This is a genomic window from Paeniglutamicibacter sp. Y32M11, from assembly GCF_019285735.1.
Classification (GTDB): domain Bacteria; phylum Actinomycetota; class Actinomycetes; order Actinomycetales; family Micrococcaceae; genus Paeniglutamicibacter.
This window is the reverse complement of sequence record NZ_CP079107.1, coordinates 23,669-40,487: the sequence shown is the minus strand read 5'-3', so window position 1 is coordinate 40,487 and position 16,819 is coordinate 23,669. Positions and strand designations below refer to the sequence as shown.

Sequence of the window (16,819 nt, the reverse complement as noted above, 5' to 3'; positions counted from 1 at the left end):
TTGAACTGTTATTCACACGTACAGGAAAGCCCACGATTCACTGGCTAGGATAGTGGGCGTGGCGAAGTGGATAAAAACTTGGACGGAAGACGGCTGGCGTGCCGAGGTGCTCGAATGGATAGATATGGCGTGCGAGGCATATTCACTTTCGCGCACCGGCGAACCGGAAAATGCGTCGAATTCCATTCGAGCCAAGCACCTGCGGGTGCCCACGGACGCTGGAAAACTTCACTTTAAGGCCGTCGCGCCGGGACAGTTTTTTGAGCCCCCACTGACGGCTGCCGCCGCCACGCTTTTCCCCGAGCGACTGGTCATGCCGCTGGCGATCGACCCGCTGCGCGGCTGGATGTTGTCTCCAGACTATGGTTCGACCCTTGACGAGCTGGCCACCACCCCGCTCTTATGGGAACGCGCGCTGGGTGCCCTGGGTTCCTTGCAGCGTGAGGTTGTCGATTCGGAGGAGGTGCTCTTTGATGCCGGTCTACAGATTCTTGATCCGGCATGGATCCCCGAAGAATTTAACAACGCGCTCACCTTGCATGCCTCGTTGCCCTCCGATCATCCGCTGGGCATTCCCGCTCGCGATGCTGACCATGCTTTTTCTGCCCTCAAGGACATCGAGGAGGCCTGCGAGCAGCTGATCGCGGGTCCCATCCCGCTGAGTTTGGAACACGGCTCCTTTGATCGGCGTCGGGTCTTTGCCCCCACCGAGGAGGACTCGGTACCGCGGATCCTGAATCTTGGGGACGCGCACTGGGCTCATCCCTTTGCCTCCCTGGCACGGCCCATCGAGCGGATGCGTATCGATTTCCGCTGCGGTCCGGAGGATCCACGCATCATGGCCGCGATCGGTACGTATTTGGGCGCTTGGGCTGATTATGGCACTCCCGACGAGCTCTATTCGCTGGTGGCCCCGGCCCTACGGATCTCCCCGCTGCACACCCATGAGACCTGGCTTCAGTTACTGGCCAACGCCGATGAGGCCGCACTACGGCGTTGGGCTCCCATGGTCCTAGAGCCTCTGGCTTCATTGGCCCACGCCACCGCATAACGGAGCTGGTAAGCACTTGATGGCGGGGCTCAGCGAGTCAGGCTGTTTGTGGCCAATGACCTCGCTCGCTCATGACCGCCGCCAGGGTCGGGGCCGCATCAGTCATGATGCCGTCAACACCCATGTCCAAGAGGCGGTGCATCGCCGGCGCATCATTAACGACCCACACGTGGACCTGTAGTGAGGCTTCGTGGGCGCGTTGGATGAAGCGGGGAGTGACCACACGAAGCTTTCCGTGGGTCTCGGGGACCTGGAGGGCCGCAAAGGATCCGTAAACGGCTCGCGGCAACGGTGCCACGGCCCCAATGAGAACTGCCGCGCCCACACCGATGATTCCGGGGCTGGTGGCCAGCTGCTGGTTCCGCTGGCCGGCAGCGAGCAGCCGAGAGACCATGCGCCGACGACTGCCGTTAAAGGAGGCCAGCAGGACTCGATCCGCAGCACGATGACGCACCAGAGTCTCGGCCATGAGCTCGGCCGCGGGGCCCGCCTTGATATCAACGTTAAAGCGGGTGCTAGGGAACCTTTCCAAAAGCTCGTCAAAGGTGGGAATCGGTTCCCCCGCCACCCTGAGCTCGGCGAGTTCGGCGGCGGTGCAGTCCCGCACGCGACGTGGATCTCCGGTGAGCCGCACAAGGTCCTCATCATGGAAGGCCACCAGGACACCGTCGCGGGTGGCGTGAACGTCGGTTTCTAGGTAACCGAAGCCCAGCTCGGTGGCAGCGGTGAAGGCCTTCACGGTGTTTTCTTCACCGGCGGGTGCGAATCCGCGGTGCGAAAATGCGAGGGGGAATCCGGCCAAGGGCCGATGCGGGGTATTGAGCAAAAACGGTGGATTTCCTACGCGTGGGCAATTCATGTGATCCTTTCACCAACGTTGGTGTTGCCGATCCTACTCAGCGTTCGTCCGGTCCCGGGCTCTCCCACGGCTGCGACGCGTCCCCGTCAAGAAGCTGCTCCAGTATCCTGGCGACCCCATCCTGTTCAACGCCGGGGGCACGATAGCTGGCGGCGGCGATGGCCGCTAAGTGTCCGGATGCCATGGCATAACCGTGCCCGGCCCAGGACAGCATTTCTAGGTCGTTGGGCATGTCGCCGAAGGCGATGACTTCTGCCGGTCCGATGCCCAACCCTGCCGCGTAGTCGCGCAGCGCGACCGATTTGTCCACGGCAACATGGGCCATTTCCAGCAGCGAAATCCCAAACGCTGAATGAGTGACCGACACCAGATGACGCAACGAATCACCCACCGTATCCAAGAAGTCATCGGCACTGCGGGTGCGGGACTTCGCCAGGAATTTCACCACGCCCTCGTTCTGCAGTTGGGCCGAACCAAGCTCAAGCAATGTGCCCGGTTCGGTGCCCACCGGCTGGGGGTGTTCGGCGAATCCTGCACCTAGGTGCAGGCCGCGAGTGGTTTCGGCGGCGAAGGTGGCACCGGGTTCGGCCTCCAAGATGATCTGTTGCGCCAGCACCAGGTCCGCTGGCGCGATGGTCTTGGCACTGAGCAGGCGTTGGGCCTCGAGGTCGTAAAGCACCGCACCGTTGGAGCAGATCACCGTGCCCAGCTGACCGAAGGCGTCACGCACCGGATCCAACCAGCGCACCGGCCGTCCGGTGACAAAAACGATGTGTATTCCCGCGGCTCGGGCGCGATTGAAGGCCTCGATGGTGCGCGCGGAGATACTCCCGTCGGCACGGATGATGGTGCCGTCCAGGTCGCTGGCCACCAACCGCACCTCCGGAGCTACTCGCATGCTCGAGGACTTCAGTGAATTTCGCTGCGCGTCGGTGGATTGGCCCCGGGGCGCGAGACGGTGATGGCTGCGGCCTTCGCAGCATAGTCAAGGATCTCGGTGAGCGTGGCGGGGTTCAGTGCGTGCAGCTTCTCGCGCTGCTCGCTGCCCAGCAGCCCGCGGACCTCCATCGCAGAGATCATCGCGGCCATAAAGGAATCTCCCGCGCCCACAGTGTCGGCAACGTCAACCACCGGAGCGTTGGTTCGCGCGCTGCCGGCCTTGACCAGCCCCAGTGGACCGCCGGAGCCGTAGGTGGCAACAACCATCGCCGGGCCCATGTCCAGCCATGCAGTGGCGGTGTCGGCGGCACTGCGGTGCGGGTAGAGCCATTCCAGATCGGAATCCGAGGCGCGCACCACGTCGGATAGTCTCACGAAGCTTTCGACATTCACGACGGCTGCTGCGTGATCGGTGATCAGTGAGGGCCGGATGTTGGGGTCATAGGAAATGGTGGCGTGCGGACGGGCAGCCTCGATGAGTTTGCGCACCTTGTGAGCACCGGGTTCCAGCAACGTGGCAAGCGACCCGGTGTGTACCAGTCGGGCATCTGCCAACGCCGAGGTATCAGCGGGCAGCTCGGGCAAATCCCAGTGGATGTCAAAGGTGTAGGTGGCGGCACCCACCGGGTCCAGGATGCCTCTGGCCGTGGAGGTTGCCAGCTCATCCGGACCGCCCACGTAGCGCACGTCGTGGGTGGTCAGGGCGTGCTCGATCATGGCTCCGTAGTCATCACGGCCCCAGCGTCCGATCAGCGTCACCGGGTGGTCCAGCTTGGCCAGTCCAACGGCGACGTTTAACGGGCTACCGCCGACGAAGGAGCGCGGAGCGCTGATCCCTCCGGACAGTACATCGACCAGGGCCTCGCCTATGACCGTCAGCACATCGGGCTCCTCATGTTTCTTGGGGTTGTCGACTTCAATATACCGGTCGGTAGCCAAAGGACCCCCAGTTTGTGAGGCTAGTCGCGCAGAGGATTCGCCGTCCCAAGTCCCAGCAGGGCGGCAACACATTCTTCCCACGCCGCATCCCCCGGGGTGATGAGCCCGTAATGGTCCCCGTCGAATTCGCGATAATCCACCTTCACCCCGGCCAACCGGGCGGCGGCGGCCACCGATCTGGCCACGGATACCGGCACATCGGCGTCATTGCGTCCATGCAACATCACCAACGGAATACCCGTGGCGAGCCGCAGTGCCGGATCGGCGATGGCCCAGGCGCTCGGGTCCGACTCTGGAGTCGATCCCATAAACTCACCCGCGGCATCGGCGCTCAGCTCCAGCCGGTGAGCCAGCGCCAAGTCCAAGACCCCAGCCTGTGAGATGACCCCGTCAAGCCGTTCGGTCTGTGCGGTACTGGCTCCGGGGGCACCGGCGGGCAGCAGCGATCGGCCAGCCGCCCACAGCGCAAGATGGCCGCCGGCCGAATGCCCGATGGCCACGCGCGGGCCCGGGGACAAACCCGCTGCAACAAGTGCCGGGGTTAATGCATCAATGCCTGCCGCCACGTCAAGGAAGGTTTGTGGGTATCCCCCGCCATTGCCGTTGCGGCGATATTCCAGGTTCCACGACACGATGCCGCGCTCGGCCAGATCCGCGGCCAGCGGGCGGCCCAACTCGGCGTCGTAGGCCGAGCGCCAGAAACCACCATGAATGACGATGGCAATGTGCTGATGCACCCGAGTCTCGGGCACGCACAATTCGGCATATTGACTGGCGTCCGGGCCATAGGCGAAGCGTCGCAGCGGCACCGAAGCGGACATTAGTTCCCCGGGAAATCCGGAACGGACTTGGCCACAAATGCCGCGCGTCCGATGACGGAGTCCTGAGTTTCGAACGCCTTCACGAAGGAACGCGCCTCGGCCTCCAGCCCGTCCACCACGTTCAGCCCGGCGATCTCATTGAGGGCATCCTTGACGTTGGCCACTGCCGTTGGTGCCTTGGAAGCGATTTCGTTGATGGTTTCCTCAGCGGCGGTGAGCAGCGCCGCGTTGTCCTCTAGGACGCGGTTCACCAAGCCGATGCGCAGTGCCTCGGCCGACTTGATGCGTCGGCCGGTGAAGATGAGTTCACGAGCCATGGAGATGCCCACGCGTTGCTGCAGGCGCACCGAGCCACCAAAGCCCGGGACCAGCCCGAGGTTGACCTCGGGCTGCCCAAAGCTGGCGGTGGCGGAGGCGTAAATGAAATCGCACGCCAGAGCCAGCTCGCAGCCGCCACCCAGGGCGAAGCCGTTAACTGCGGCAATCACCGGGATGGGCAGTGATTCGAGCGCTAGGGTGACCGAGTGCATGCGTTTGCCGTAGGCCAGCGCGGCTGCGGGGTCCATGTCGTTCATTTCCACGATGTTGGCACCCGCTACAAACGACTTTTCCCCCACGCCGGTGATGATGACCCCGCGCACCGGCCAGTGTGCGTCGACTCCGATGCGAGAAAGCACCCCGGTGAGTACATGAAGGTCCTCAACCACAGCGGCGGCCAAGGCATTCATCGAGGCCGGCTGGTTGATGCTCACCAGTAGCGCGGAGCCCCGCTGCTCGACTAGCAATGTCTCGTAGGTTCCGAACTCCATGTGCACTCCTTGTGTGATTGGTCTCTCACCACCAGCGTCTCACGTTCGGGCTGAGCACCTGGCCATGGCGCGCGAGCCGCTCACACTTTAGCGTTTGCGGCCCTTGGCTCCTGGCTTCGCGCCGCGCCGAGTGCCGCCGCGGGCACCGGCTTTTTTCTTAGCTTCGGCCTTCTTCAGATTCTTGGCCGCTTCGGATTGGGAGATTTGACGCTTTTTGCGCGCCTCCACTGCCTGCTCCTGTTGGCGTTGAGCCACGGATGCCTGCCGTGAGGAATTTTCCCCTCGGCCGCGCACCACACCAATGAATTCCTCGAAAACGGGGTTGGTGGGGTCATCACCCTCCGGCGCCAACCAGGCGATGCCGATGCTGGTGGAGGGGACCTCGGAGAGTTCCTTGTGCACCACATCCTTGCGGCTATGCAGCCGAGCGACGCTGAGCGGCAGCACCAGTAGTGCGGCGCCCGAGGAGCAAACCTCCATGGCCATGGCCGTACCGCCCACAGATTCGGGGTAGTCGGCTAGGTCCAGGAAGTTTTCTGACTCGATCGTGGAGTAGGGCAGCGGCTCATCATAGAGTTCGATGTCACTGTCCTTGGCCCCGCACACGACCTGAGTTTCGTCGTATAGCGGGATCACATGGATCGATGGGGTCTTGGGCGAGGTGCCTGTCGCAAAACGAACAAAAACGAGGTCTGAATCCCCTGTGCCAAGGCGCTGGAGAATCCCCTCGCCGTCGTAGCGCAGGGCCTGCAGCGGGTTTTGTGGATAGCGTTCGTTCCACCGGGTCAGCCATTTGCCGGGCGTGACGCCCGGTACATAGGCGATTTTTAGTCCTGTCACTACCCCAGCGTACCGGTACGCTTATGCACATGAGCGAGAAAACCCCACAGAACATGAAGCCGGCGACTGCCGCAAAGAAATTGAGCATCTATTTGCCCGCGTCCCCGGCCGAGTTCCAGGAGGGCCAGGTTTCTCGGGCAACGTTTGATGAACTAGTGGCAAATCCACCGCAGTGGCTGACGGATCTGCGCGCCAATGGCCCGCACCCGCGTCCGGTTGTGGCGCACAAGTTGAATGTGTCGATCGCGGGTTTGGCGCGTGCCGAAATCACCGAGGCATTAACCACCGAGCAGATCGATGCCTTGCTGGCTGACCGTCCGCAGTGGCTCCAGGAGGAGCGTGCCTCGCTGGCGGCCGTGCGTGCCGAAGAAAAGCGTGCACGTGACGCTGCGGCCGCCAAGGGCGACCGCAGCTAATCACGGAAGGGCCGTGGAGTAGTTACTTCACGGTCTTGACGATGTAAACATCGCAGGATGCTGCGTGGGCCACCGAGGTAGCCACCGAGCCGAGCACGCGGCCCAGGCCCTTCATGCCGACGTTGCCAACCACGATCAGCGTGGCCGACAGGCGCTCGGCCTCGGAGACCAGCACTTCCTGTGGCTTGCCGTGGGCGGCCGATGCGGTGATCTTGGCGTTTGGCTCTGCGATGCGCAATCCGGCTGCACACTGTTCGGCAACCTTGCCGGCCTGCTCGGCGTCGTCCAGAATCCAGGTGTCGGTACCGATCTTCACAACTTCGGTGTTATCCGAGGTGTGGGCCGTCACGACGACCAATTCTGCATTCATGTTGGCGGCGATACGTGCTGCACGTTCTGCTGCACGCTGTGCGGTTTCGCTGCCGTCAACGCCGACGATGATGGTTTCTGCCATGTTATGACGCTCCTTGTGCTGTGGCCACCGACGGTGACCGGGTTTGAGTGGGTAAAACTGTTGGGGTGACGTTCTTCCGCAGGAAATCCACGGCTCGCCCCCAGGCTAGAGCTGCGGCCTCGGGCCGGTAATTTCCCGACGGGTTTCCATCGTTGTGGAAGGCGTGCGGAGCATCATAGTAGAAAAACTCAACCTCGCGCCCAGATTCTTCGCGAATCTGGATCTCTTGCGCCTGCGCCTGCTCCACGGGATACGAGGTATCACGATTGGCATAATGCCCCTGGACGGTGGCCCGAAGGCCCGCATAGCTTGACGGAATGCCCTGACCGACGCCGTAGAAGGGCACTGCCGCAGAAATCTTTTCTCCCTGCTGGGCCGCCAGGGCCAGGACAAATCCTCCGCCCATGCAGAAACCGATGGTTCCCACGGTGGCACTGGTGACGGCGGGCAAACTTAACAGATAGTCCACGGCACCCGCCAGCAGTTTCGCGCCGACGGCCTCGGGCAGATTCGACATCATCTCCGCAGCTTCGTCGCCGTCATGAGCCACCGAGCCACCGAACAGGTCTGGCGCTAGGGCTACGAACCCCTCCCCCGCCAGACGGTCAGCCACGTCACGGATGTGGTCGGTGAGCCCCCACCACTCCTGAATGACAATGACGCCTGGTCCGTGGCCACCCTTTGGCAATGAAAGGTATCCATGGGCATCATTACCTTCGGAGGGGAAGGAAACATTTTGGTGCGGTGTCTGGGCGGCCATAGATCCTATTGCTCCTGCTCTGCATGCATGGTGGGGTACCGAAGGAAAAGCTTGAACAACTTCCAGTCTATGCACGGGTACGGGGCGACCCGCCATGAATCGCCGGTAGTTTCCTCACATCGGTACCGCTCAATCACAAACCGGACGCATGAAATCACCATTAATTTCTCCTTTCACGGGATGAATTTCCGCGCTTACTAAAGACATCCACGCTCGCGGGTAATACCTTGTAAGAGTCATCACCTTGCAGATTCTAGAATTGGAGCCACATGTCCCATCCCATGTCATCGCGCTTGGCGGCCGAGTTTCTCGGCACCGGCGTACTCGTCTTCGGAGGCTGTGGCGCGGCCATATTCTCGGCCAAGGTCGTCGCATCCAACACGATCAACATGGGGATCGGATTCCTCGGTGTTGCGCTCGCGTTCGGCCTCACGGTCCTGGTCATGGTTTATGCCGTCGGCCACGTTTCCGGTGGGCACTTCAACCCGGCGGTGACATTGGGGGCTGCGCTGGCGGGACGCATTGAATGGAAGGCCGTCCCCGCCTACATGATCACGCAGATCGTCGGCGCCTCGGTTGCCGGCTTGGCCCTCTTCGCCATCGCTAGCGGCAAGCACGGATTTGATCCGGTCACCTCGGGCTTCGCATCCAACGGTTACGCCGACCGATCCCCGGATGGCTACAGCATGCTCTCCGCGCTGCTCGCGGAAATTATTCTCACGGCCATCTTCCTCTACGTCATTCTGGGTTCCACCGATGATCGGGCGCCCAAGGGTTTTGCTGGAATTTCCATCGGACTGACCTTAACCCTGATCCACCTGATTTCCATCCCCATCACCAACACCTCGGTTAACCCGGCTCGCTCACTGGGCGTTGCTTGGTTTGCCGGTCCGGCGGCCCTGAATCAGGTCTGGCTGTTTATCCTCGCACCCTTGGTTGGCGCGGCGATTGCGGGACTAACCTACCCATTGCTGTTCGCTTCGCCGTTGATCGAATCCGCTTTGAAGTCCGCGGATGATCAGTCGACCACAACCTTGACGGAGGACGCCACCGCAACGGAGGCGAAGGCCGGAACCGACCGCGCCTAAGCTCCGGCAACAACCACGCCCACGCCGGCGATCCCCCCGGGGGTTCAGGAACGCACCCAAGGCCATGGTGGTGCCAGCGCAGGGGTGTGAGTTGGCTTTCTGACTCGGCTCGGCGGTGAGCCTCTCGTAGGTGTTCACCGCCGAGCACCGCGCCATCCTGATCCAGACCACGATCCCGCCGGCACAACAAAACACCCTCCGGTCTAAGACCGGAGGGTGTTTTTCATATGTGCGCGAAGGGGGACTTGAACCCCCACGCTCTTGCGAGCACTGGCACCTGAAGCCAGCGCGTCTACCAATTCCGCCATTCGCGCATATTTACCGCTATTTTCGTCAATGACTTCAACAGCGATAACAATCATATACATGATTTGCCCCGAACCACTAATCGGCCCCGTGTTTGTGATCAGGGTCATGATGGGGCAACCTTTTGAGCCCCCCACTCGTTGCAGATCTCGGGGCCTCTTTCACCACATTTCGCCCCAAGGGATTTTCAAGCCAAGTAGTATCGAACAAGGCGCACTGGCATCCATGCCGTGCGCCGTAAGACCAGCGACCGTGTGCGAACACGTGTCAGTACCAGGAAGGGAGCGAAGCGATGGGCATCATTGACAATGTCGAGCGCGGACTTGAAAAGCTTGTCACCAGCGTCTTCCGTGGCTCCGGCAACTCCGAAGTCAAGCCCGTTGAAATCGCCTCACGCCTGCGCAATCAGATGGACGCGAAGTCCATGACCATTTCGCAGTCCCGCACTCTGGCGCCCAACAACTTCGTTATTCGTCTTTCGGACGATGATTTTGCTCGTGCCCGTGAATGGGGCTCACCGCTTGCTCAGGAGCTGTGCTCCACAGCCCTGAATCATGCCAAAAGCCAGGGTTACACCCTTCAGGGCGCGGTTGAAGTCAGTTTCCGCAAGGACAGCTCTCTGCGTTCGGGTGATTTTGAGATTGACTCAATGATCTCCGATGCCCCTCCCGCTTCGGTTCGACCATCGCCCGCGGCTCCGGCAGCACCTCCCACACCACCTCGGGAGGCGCCCAAGCGCCAGCCGGTGCTGGATATCGCCGGGCAGCGGTATGCACTGAACCATGCAAGCATTGTCTTGGGTCGATCGGCAGAGGCCGACATTCCCATCGATGATCCGGGAGTTTCCCGTCGCCACCTGAAGATCGAACAGCGCGGCACAACTACTTGGGCCGTGGATATGGGCTCTACCAACGGTAGCTTCGTTAATGGTCGAAAAATTGTCGGTGAGACCCAGTTGAACGACGGTTCCACCATTAGCATGGGGCAGTCGCGAATCACTTTCCGACTCCTCCCCCCAACCCAAGGAGACCGTGCGTGAACGACTTAGTGTTCACCGTGCTGCGGCTCGGATTCCTCATTCTTCTCTGGCTCTTGGTTTTGAGCATCATCGGCGCACTGCGTCGTGACCTTGCCATTGGCGGCAAGGCACGTGTTGGTGCCCCAACGGCGAGAGAAATCCGTAAGAACCCTTCACTCGCACCACCTCCGGAGGTTCCTGCCAAGCAGCAGGCCAAAACTCTGGTGATCACCGAGGGTCCACTCACGGGTCTTGAGCACCCGCTCACGGCAAGCCCGGTATTACTCGGACGCGCCCAAGAAGCCACGATTGTGCTCGAAGATGATTATTCCTCGGGTCGCCACGCGCGGCTATTCCCTCAGGGCACCCGCTGGTTCATTGAGGATCTCGGCTCCACCAACGGCACTTTCCTCGGTGATGCCCAGCTCACCCGCGCCCAGCCCGTTGAACTAGGTCAGAAAATCCGCATCGGCAAAACCGTCATGGAGCTGAGGCCCTAGATATGGCCTTGATGCTGAAATTTGCGGCGCGCAGCGATGTTGGCAAGGTGCGTTCCAAAAACGACGACTCCGGCTATGTGGGCCGCTATCTGGCTGTCGTGGCCGATGGTATGGGTGGCCACGTCGGTGGCGATGTCGCCAGCGCCTCGACGGTACTGGACTTGGTTCATCTCGATCTGCCCGAAACTCCCGATCCCGAAACCGTGCTGCCCGATGAAATTCAGGCAGCAAATCTGGTTTTGAACGAATTGGTGAACGCTAACCCGAAACTCTCGGGCATGGGAACCACCGTGACTGCCATGCTGCTCACCGGCGACGTCCTGCAATTTGCACACATCGGAGATTCACGCGCATACCGTCTGAAAAACGGCGTTTTTGAGCAGATCAGCCACGACCATACCTTTGTCCAACGGCTTGTTGACGAGGGCCGTTTACGGCCCGAGGAAGCCGAAATACATCCGCACAAGAACGTCTTGCTCCGTGTGCTCGGTGATTCAGATGCCAGTCCCGAGTTGGACGTCGCGAAGTATCCCGTCCAGGTCGGTGAGCGGTGGATGTTGTGCTCCGACGGCTTGAATGCCGTTGTTCCCGACTCAATCACCGAACGCATCATGCGCGGCACCGCATCCCTCGAGGAAACCGTTGAGGACCTCGTGGAAACCACGCTGGCCCACGGCTCCCCCGACAACGTGACCATAGTGGTCTTTGAAATCGTTGAGGACAGCCCCGAAAACGTCCTAGAACCAGAGACCCAAGCCGATGGATTTGCGGAGCCAGCTCCCGATACCGGACAGCTGACCATCGCCGTCGGCGGAGACCTCGAGGCCAGCGCAGCGCTGATCCGCCACGAAATGTCCAAGCGCCCCCATTTGTTGGTGGGTTCTGCCGAGCTGGCGACCAAGACCGGCAATCTGCCGATCGTCACCCAGCGGTCGGGGGAAAAGCGTGCTGCGGCCATCCTTACCCACAAGACCCCCGATGAGCAGTCTGCGGCGGGCAACAACGCGGCCGCAACGGCCACGTTCCGACAGCGGCGCTGGCTGGTACCGACCTTCCTGGCTCTGATGACGCTGATTTTGGCAGTGGTGTGTGGCTGGGGCTACTTGTGGACCCAAACCCAATACTTCGTTGGCAACCAAGACGGTCACGTCGCGATCTTCCGTGGTGTGGCCCAAGATCTTGGCCCGATCAAGCTCTCGCACGTGGATTCGGTGACGGATATCCCGCTGGATGCTCTGCCGGTGTACACCCAGCAGCGCATTAAGACGGCTATCCCCGCACCGGATCTGGCCCACGCACAAACCATGGTCAACGAGTTGCTGGTCACGGCCAAGCAACGTTGCCCGGTCATCGTTCCAGAGAATCCGCAAGCGGCGGGCAACGTGCCGGTACTGCCCCCTTACTGCCAGGAGATCACCCCGTGAGCGAGTTGGAAACCACGCCCGTCTCCAGGCGAAATATGGAGCTGCTGCTTTTGCTGCTCGCCCTGGCCGTTGCCATGGCTGCCTACTATTTGGTGGGCATCAACAGCGATGGTGGCATGAGTCAGGAGTTCATCAGCCAAGGCCTCATCTTGGCCGCTCTGTCCCTTGTTTTCCACGTGATTCTGCGGATCTGGGCCAAGTATGCCGATCCGGTAATACTTCCGGTGACTGTTGCCCTTAACGGCATTGGTCTAGCCATGATCCACCGAATCGACCTGGCGCGCACGACCGACGCCGCCTTCCGCCAGATCCTGTGGACGGGCGTCGCAATGGTGATTGCCATGATCGTTTTGTGGGCCATCCGCGATCATCGCGTACTGCGTCGCTTCACTTATATCGCCTTGGCCGCTTCGGTCCTGTTGCTGCTGCTTCCACTGATCCCAGGCTTAGGCGTCATCATCAATGGTGCTCGGATCTGGGTCCGCGTGGGTTCGGTCCTGTCCTTCCAGCCCGGCGAATTGGCGAAGATCACCCTGGCAATATTCTTTGCCGGCTATCTTTCCTCAAACCGCGAGCTGATCCTGCTTGCCGGCCGAAAGTTTGGCCCCCTGCAGCTGCCTCGAGCCCGAGATCTCGGCCCCATGGTTGTCGCTTGGCTGGTCAGCATCGGTGTTCTGGTGATCCAACGTGACCTTGGTTCGTCGATCCTGTTCTTCGGCCTCTTCATGGTGATGATTTACGTTGCCACAGCGCGCGTGAGCTGGATCGTCATCGGCGTGCTCATGCTGGCAGGCGGCGGAACCTTTGCCTACCTGACCATGAGTCACGTGACCCGACGCATCAACGGCTGGCTGAACGCCTTTGATCCCGAGATATTCCATGCACAAGGCGGCAGTAGTCAGATCGTTGAGGGGCTTTTCGGGCTCGCTAACGGCGGATTGCTGGGCACCGGGCTGGGTAATGGCAGCCCCTATATGGTGCCGCTGGCCAACAGTGACATGATCGTCGCGTCTTTGGGCGAGGAGCTGGGACTCATTGGCCTCAGTGCCATCGTCCTGTGTTATCTCATTCTGGTCAGCCGCGGTATGCGTGCAGCCCTGGGATCCCGGGACACCTTCGGCAAGCTCTTGGCCACCGGATTGTCTTTCACCGTCGGCCTGCAGTGCTTTGTGGTGATTGGCGGTGTCACCCGGTTGATCCCGTTGACCGGCCTCACCACACCCTTCATGGCTGCCGGCGGTTCATCGTTGCTATCGAACTGGATCATTGTTGCCTTGCTGCTCTTGATTTCTCATAATTCCCGCAGACCGATCCTTTCCGGTGTCTCGGCCACCGCCGAGGTCGCCACCAGGGCCCCGCGCAGCGGCGGCTTGTTTGGCAAGCGAAAGGAGTCACAGCGATGAATCAAGCCATCCGTAACACCTGGATCGCGGTGATGCTGCTGTTCGTGTTGAGCCTCGGGTCGCTGAGCTACGTTCAGTTCTTCGCAGCCAAAGATCTCAGTGAAAATGCCCTTAACAACCGGCAGCTGTTTAAGGAATTTGATCTCCCTCGCGGGGCCATCCTGGTTGACGGCAAGCCCATCGCCGAGTCTGTCCCCTCCGATGGCCAATTCGACTACCAGCGCGTTTACACGGATCCGGAACTCTACTCACACCTGACCGGCTTCTACTCGTTGAGCAACTCGTCAACGCAGCTTGAATCTAAGATGAACGATGTTTTGACCGGCAACAGTCAGGATCTGTTCTTCGACCGGATGATCAACCTCTTTACCGGCAAGGCCAATGAGGGCGCTTCCGTTGAGTTGACCATCGATGGGGACCTGCAAAAGTACGTTTATGGTCTGATTCCCGACGGCACCCGCGGAACGATCATCGTTTCCGAGCCGAAGACCGGCAACATCTTGGCCATGGCATCAAAGCCAAGCTATGACACCAACCTGTTGGCCGTCCACAGCTCGTCCAAGGCTGCTGACAATATGTCCAAGCTGCTCAAGGTTGATGGTTTGAGCCCCTACCGGAATCCTGCGATCGGCAATCTCACGGCGCCGGGCTCAACATTCAAGATTTTTGACATGGTTGCCGCCCTTGAATCTGGCAAATACACGGCGGACACCATGCTTGACAACCCGGCAAAGGTAACGCTCCCAGGCACCAATACGCAGCTAGGGAACTTCTACGGCGGCAATTGCGCAGCTCAAACGAAGGCAACCTTGGCGTTCATCGTGGCGCAGAGTTGCAACACCCCGTTTGTGAAGATGAGCCAAGACCTTGGGGCCGAAACCTACCAAGACGTCACCGAACGCTTCGGCTTCGGACAGCAGGTCGAGATTCCGATGAGCGTTGTCCCCAGCGTTTTCCCGAGTGAACTGAACGCAGCACAGCTCGGACAGTCAGTCATCGGCCAGTTCGACGTAAAAACCACCGCCATGCAGATGAACATGGCTGCCATGGGTATCGCCAATGACGGGGTCATTATGGAGCCGAACTTGATCAAGCAGGTGATCGCCCCCGATCTTCGGGTGCTTTCGGAAAGCAAACCCAAGGCGTTCAGCACCGCCACCACGAAGGACGTCGCGGACAAGGTCACCGATCTGATGCGTGGCCCGGTTAAGAGCGGTACCGCGGTGCGAGCACAGGTTCCTGGGCTGGATATCGCAGCTAAGACCGGTACTTCACAAATTGGCGACTCCGATCTGGTGAACTCCTGGATCACTGGGTTCGCTCCGGCGGATGACCCGCAAGTGGCCGTGACGATTGTTTTTGAAAAGATTGATTTCACAACTGGTTCCTCGTTGACCAGTCCCAATATGAAGAAAATTCTAGAGGCGGTGTTCAACCAGTGAGGCCAATTTCGGGAATCACCTTGGGCGGTCGGTACAAGTTGACCGAACGTATTGCTATCGGGGGCATGGGCGAGGTGTGGAAGGCCAGGGACCAGGTCCTTGGTCGCTTGGTGGCGATCAAGATCCTGAAGGAGGAATACACCGGCGACCCCGGATTCCTCCAGCGCTTCCGCGTTGAGGCTAGGCACACCGCGCTGTTGAACCACAACGGGATTGCCAGCGTCTTTGATTACGGTGAAGAAGAGAGCTCGGCGTACCTGGTCATGGAACTGGTACCCGGCCCGCCGCTTTCTACCGTCATCGAACGTGAACGCGTGCTTTCTCCGGACCGCACCCTCTCGATCATCTCGCAGACCGCCAAGGCTCTTGCCGCCGCCCACGTTCAGGGACTGGTACACCGCGACGTGAAGCCGGGTAACTTGTTGATGTTGCCCGACGGACGGGTAAAGATCACCGACTTCGGTATTGCCCGCATCGCCGACCAGGTCCCGCTGACGGCAACTGGTCAGGTCATGGGCACCGCCCAGTACTTGGCTCCCGAGCAGGCTACTGGCCAGCAGGCCACCGGTTCCTCCGACATCTATGCCCTCGGCGTGATCGGCTACGAGCTGCTCGCCGGGCGTCGTCCGTTCACCGGCGAGTCACAGATCGCAATTGCCCTGGCCCAGGTCAATGACACCCCACCCCCGCTGCCGGAAAACATTCCGCTGCCGGTGCGCTCCTTGGTGATGTCGATGCTGGCCAAGGATCCCGCCGATCGGCCGGCCAACGCCGATGCCTTGGCCGTGGCAGCCGATGCCATTCGTGCGGGTAATCCCGAGACGGCTACGCTTGCTGTCCCCGGAATGCTCCTCTTCTCCGGCTCGGATGCCTCCACCCAGGCCATGAGCCAGACCCCCATGACGCTGGGTAATCAAACCGTTGCTCTTCCGCCGGTCGATTCGTCCGCGCCGGCTCCCACCACCAACGCACTGCCTCAGGTTCCGGTTTCAGGAGCCCAGAGCGGCGCGGAGAGCGGCAACTTCGATTCCGTCATGGGTGCCTCCCAGCATTGGGAAGACGAACCAGCCGGTGACTACGAACCTGTATACGCAGAAGAACCCGCACCAGAGCGCAAGCGCCGCAGTCCTTGGACCACGCCCTTAATCGCGCTGATCATCTTGGTTGTCCTAGCGCTCCTAGGTGCCTGGCTGCTGCCCATCCTCACCAGCTCTAATACCCCTGAAACCTCCCAGAGCCCGGTAGTTACCTCCTCCGGCCCCGAGTCATCGGCGCCAACCACGGAGGCTTCCTCGGAGACCCCTTCGGAGACACCGACGCCAACACCCACTCCAACGAGGTCCAGTCCCACTTCCAGCGCGCCGGTTGCGACCACGGTATCGGTTCCCAACCTCTTCAGCATGGATGGCGAACAGGCCGCGGCGGCGTTGGAGGAGCTGGGCCTGAAACCTAACGAGGGCGAGGCACAGGAAAGCGACCTGGCTCGCGGTACCGTCATTGGCCAGAGCCCGCGCGTCGGTGTCAAGGTCGAAGAGGGCACCACGATCACCTACATCCTGTCGCTGGGCCCCCCGGAGCCAACATCGACGCCAACGCCCACGCCAACAACTCCGTCTCCGTCCGAAACCCCGGCGGAAACCTCCTCGACTCCAAGCACCGAGACCACGGCGACTACTGCGACAACGCCTCCACCATCGCCGAGCTCCGGTGCTGCCAAGTCCACCGGCCAGCCGCCGGTAAATAACTAGGT

At 60.9% G+C, this 16,819-nt stretch carries 17 protein-coding genes and 1 tRNA gene; 9 read left to right on the top strand and 9 right to left on the bottom strand.

Annotated elements, in window-relative coordinates; all coding sequences use genetic code 11:
- Nucleotides 1-58: 58 nt before the first annotated feature.
- Nucleotides 59-1,051, top strand: a complete 993-nt coding sequence (locus tag KUF55_RS00205; RefSeq protein WP_132360863.1) for a hypothetical protein — start codon at nt 59-61, stop codon at nt 1,049-1,051.
- Nucleotides 1,052-1,088: 37 nt separating this feature from the next.
- Here the strand turns inward: KUF55_RS00205 and KUF55_RS00200 are convergent, their stop codons facing one another.
- The 6 genes from KUF55_RS00200 to KUF55_RS00175 form a co-directional block, all read right to left on the bottom strand.
- Nucleotides 1,089-1,910, bottom strand: coding sequence for a glycerophosphodiester phosphodiesterase (locus KUF55_RS00200; RefSeq protein ID WP_132360861.1), 822 nt, complete (start codon nt 1,908-1,910; stop codon nt 1,089-1,091).
- A gap of 37 nt (nt 1,911-1,947) precedes the next feature.
- Nucleotides 1,948-2,808 (bottom strand): HAD family hydrolase, encoded by an 861-nt coding sequence (locus KUF55_RS00195; protein WP_132360859.1) that lies wholly within the window; start codon nt 2,806-2,808, stop codon nt 1,948-1,950.
- Between the two features lie 11 nt (nt 2,809-2,819).
- Nucleotides 2,820-3,731 (bottom strand): carbohydrate kinase, encoded by a 912-nt coding sequence (locus KUF55_RS00190; RefSeq protein WP_218817637.1) that lies wholly within the window; start codon nt 3,729-3,731, stop codon nt 2,820-2,822.
- Between the two features lie 77 nt (nt 3,732-3,808).
- Nucleotides 3,809-4,609 carry a S9 family peptidase gene (locus tag KUF55_RS00185; RefSeq protein ID WP_132360855.1) on the bottom strand — a complete coding sequence of 267 codons (801 nt, stop codon included), beginning with the start codon at nt 4,607-4,609 and terminating at the stop codon, nt 3,809-3,811.
- A complete protein-coding gene (locus KUF55_RS00180) occupies nt 4,609-5,418 on the bottom strand; it encodes an enoyl-CoA hydratase/isomerase family protein (protein WP_218817636.1) in 810 nt (269 codons plus the stop codon). Before KUF55_RS00180 ends, KUF55_RS00185 begins: the two co-directional genes overlap by 1 nt.
- Nucleotides 5,419-5,505: 87 nt before the next feature.
- Nucleotides 5,506-6,258 carry a substrate-binding domain-containing protein gene (locus KUF55_RS00175; RefSeq protein ID WP_132360851.1) on the bottom strand — a complete coding sequence of 251 codons (753 nt, stop codon included), beginning with the start codon at nt 6,256-6,258 and terminating at the stop codon, nt 5,506-5,508.
- 29 nt (nt 6,259-6,287) lie between these two features.
- On the opposite strand from KUF55_RS00175, the gene KUF55_RS00170 reads away from it, so the two are divergent.
- Nucleotides 6,288-6,674 carry a DUF5997 family protein gene (locus KUF55_RS00170; RefSeq protein ID WP_132360849.1) on the top strand — a complete coding sequence of 129 codons (387 nt, stop codon included), beginning with the start codon at nt 6,288-6,290 and terminating at the stop codon, nt 6,672-6,674.
- A gap of 22 nt (nt 6,675-6,696) precedes the next feature.
- Here the strand turns inward: KUF55_RS00170 and KUF55_RS00165 are convergent, their stop codons facing one another.
- Both KUF55_RS00165 and KUF55_RS00160 read right to left on the bottom strand, forming a co-directional pair.
- The gene (locus KUF55_RS00165; protein WP_132360847.1) at nt 6,697-7,128 is read right to left on the bottom strand and encodes a universal stress protein; all 432 of its coding nucleotides are present in this window, start codon (nt 7,126-7,128) and stop codon (nt 6,697-6,699) included.
- A gap of 1 nt (nt 7,129) precedes the next feature.
- Nucleotides 7,130-7,888, bottom strand: coding sequence for a dienelactone hydrolase family protein (locus KUF55_RS00160; protein ID WP_218817635.1), 759 nt, complete (start codon nt 7,886-7,888; stop codon nt 7,130-7,132).
- 269 nt (nt 7,889-8,157) lie between these two features.
- On the opposite strand from KUF55_RS00160, the gene aqpZ reads away from it, so the two are divergent.
- Nucleotides 8,158-8,976, top strand: a complete 819-nt coding sequence (gene aqpZ / locus KUF55_RS00155; protein ID WP_132360843.1) for an aquaporin Z — start codon at nt 8,158-8,160, stop codon at nt 8,974-8,976.
- Nucleotides 8,977-9,206: 230 nt separating this feature from the next.
- Here the strand turns inward: aqpZ and KUF55_RS00150 are convergent.
- Nucleotides 9,207-9,290: transfer RNA gene (locus KUF55_RS00150), tRNA-Leu, on the bottom strand.
- 284 nt (nt 9,291-9,574) lie between these two features.
- On the opposite strand from KUF55_RS00150, the gene KUF55_RS00145 reads away from it, so the two are divergent.
- The 6 genes from KUF55_RS00145 to KUF55_RS00120 are packed head-to-tail and all read left to right on the top strand — an operon-like array spanning nt 9,575 to nt 16,817.
- Nucleotides 9,575-10,321 carry a DUF3662 and FHA domain-containing protein gene (locus KUF55_RS00145; protein WP_218817634.1) on the top strand — a complete coding sequence of 249 codons (747 nt, stop codon included), beginning with the start codon at nt 9,575-9,577 and terminating at the stop codon, nt 10,319-10,321.
- A complete protein-coding gene (locus tag KUF55_RS00140) occupies nt 10,318-10,800 on the top strand; it encodes an FHA domain-containing protein (RefSeq protein ID WP_132360839.1) in 483 nt (160 codons plus the stop codon). The genes KUF55_RS00145 and KUF55_RS00140 overlap by 4 nt, the downstream gene beginning before the upstream one ends.
- An 11-nt stretch (nt 10,801-10,811) precedes the next feature.
- Nucleotides 10,812-12,224: a PP2C family serine/threonine-protein phosphatase gene (locus KUF55_RS00135; RefSeq protein ID WP_255557191.1), complete on the top strand. Its 1,413-nt coding sequence runs from the start codon at nt 10,812-10,814 to the stop codon at nt 12,222-12,224.
- The gene (locus KUF55_RS00130; protein WP_218817633.1) at nt 12,221-13,627 is read left to right on the top strand and encodes an FtsW/RodA/SpoVE family cell cycle protein; all 1,407 of its coding nucleotides are present in this window, start codon (nt 12,221-12,223) and stop codon (nt 13,625-13,627) included. Before KUF55_RS00135 ends, KUF55_RS00130 begins: the two co-directional genes overlap by 4 nt.
- The gene (locus tag KUF55_RS00125) at nt 13,624-15,069 is read left to right on the top strand and encodes a penicillin-binding protein 2 (RefSeq protein ID WP_218817632.1); all 1,446 of its coding nucleotides are present in this window, start codon (nt 13,624-13,626) and stop codon (nt 15,067-15,069) included. Before KUF55_RS00130 ends, KUF55_RS00125 begins: the two co-directional genes overlap by 4 nt.
- Nucleotides 15,066-16,817, top strand: coding sequence for a protein kinase (locus KUF55_RS00120; RefSeq protein ID WP_132360833.1), 1,752 nt, complete (start codon nt 15,066-15,068; stop codon nt 16,815-16,817). The genes KUF55_RS00125 and KUF55_RS00120 overlap by 4 nt, the downstream gene beginning before the upstream one ends.
- The last annotated feature ends 2 nt before the right edge of the window (nt 16,818-16,819 follow it).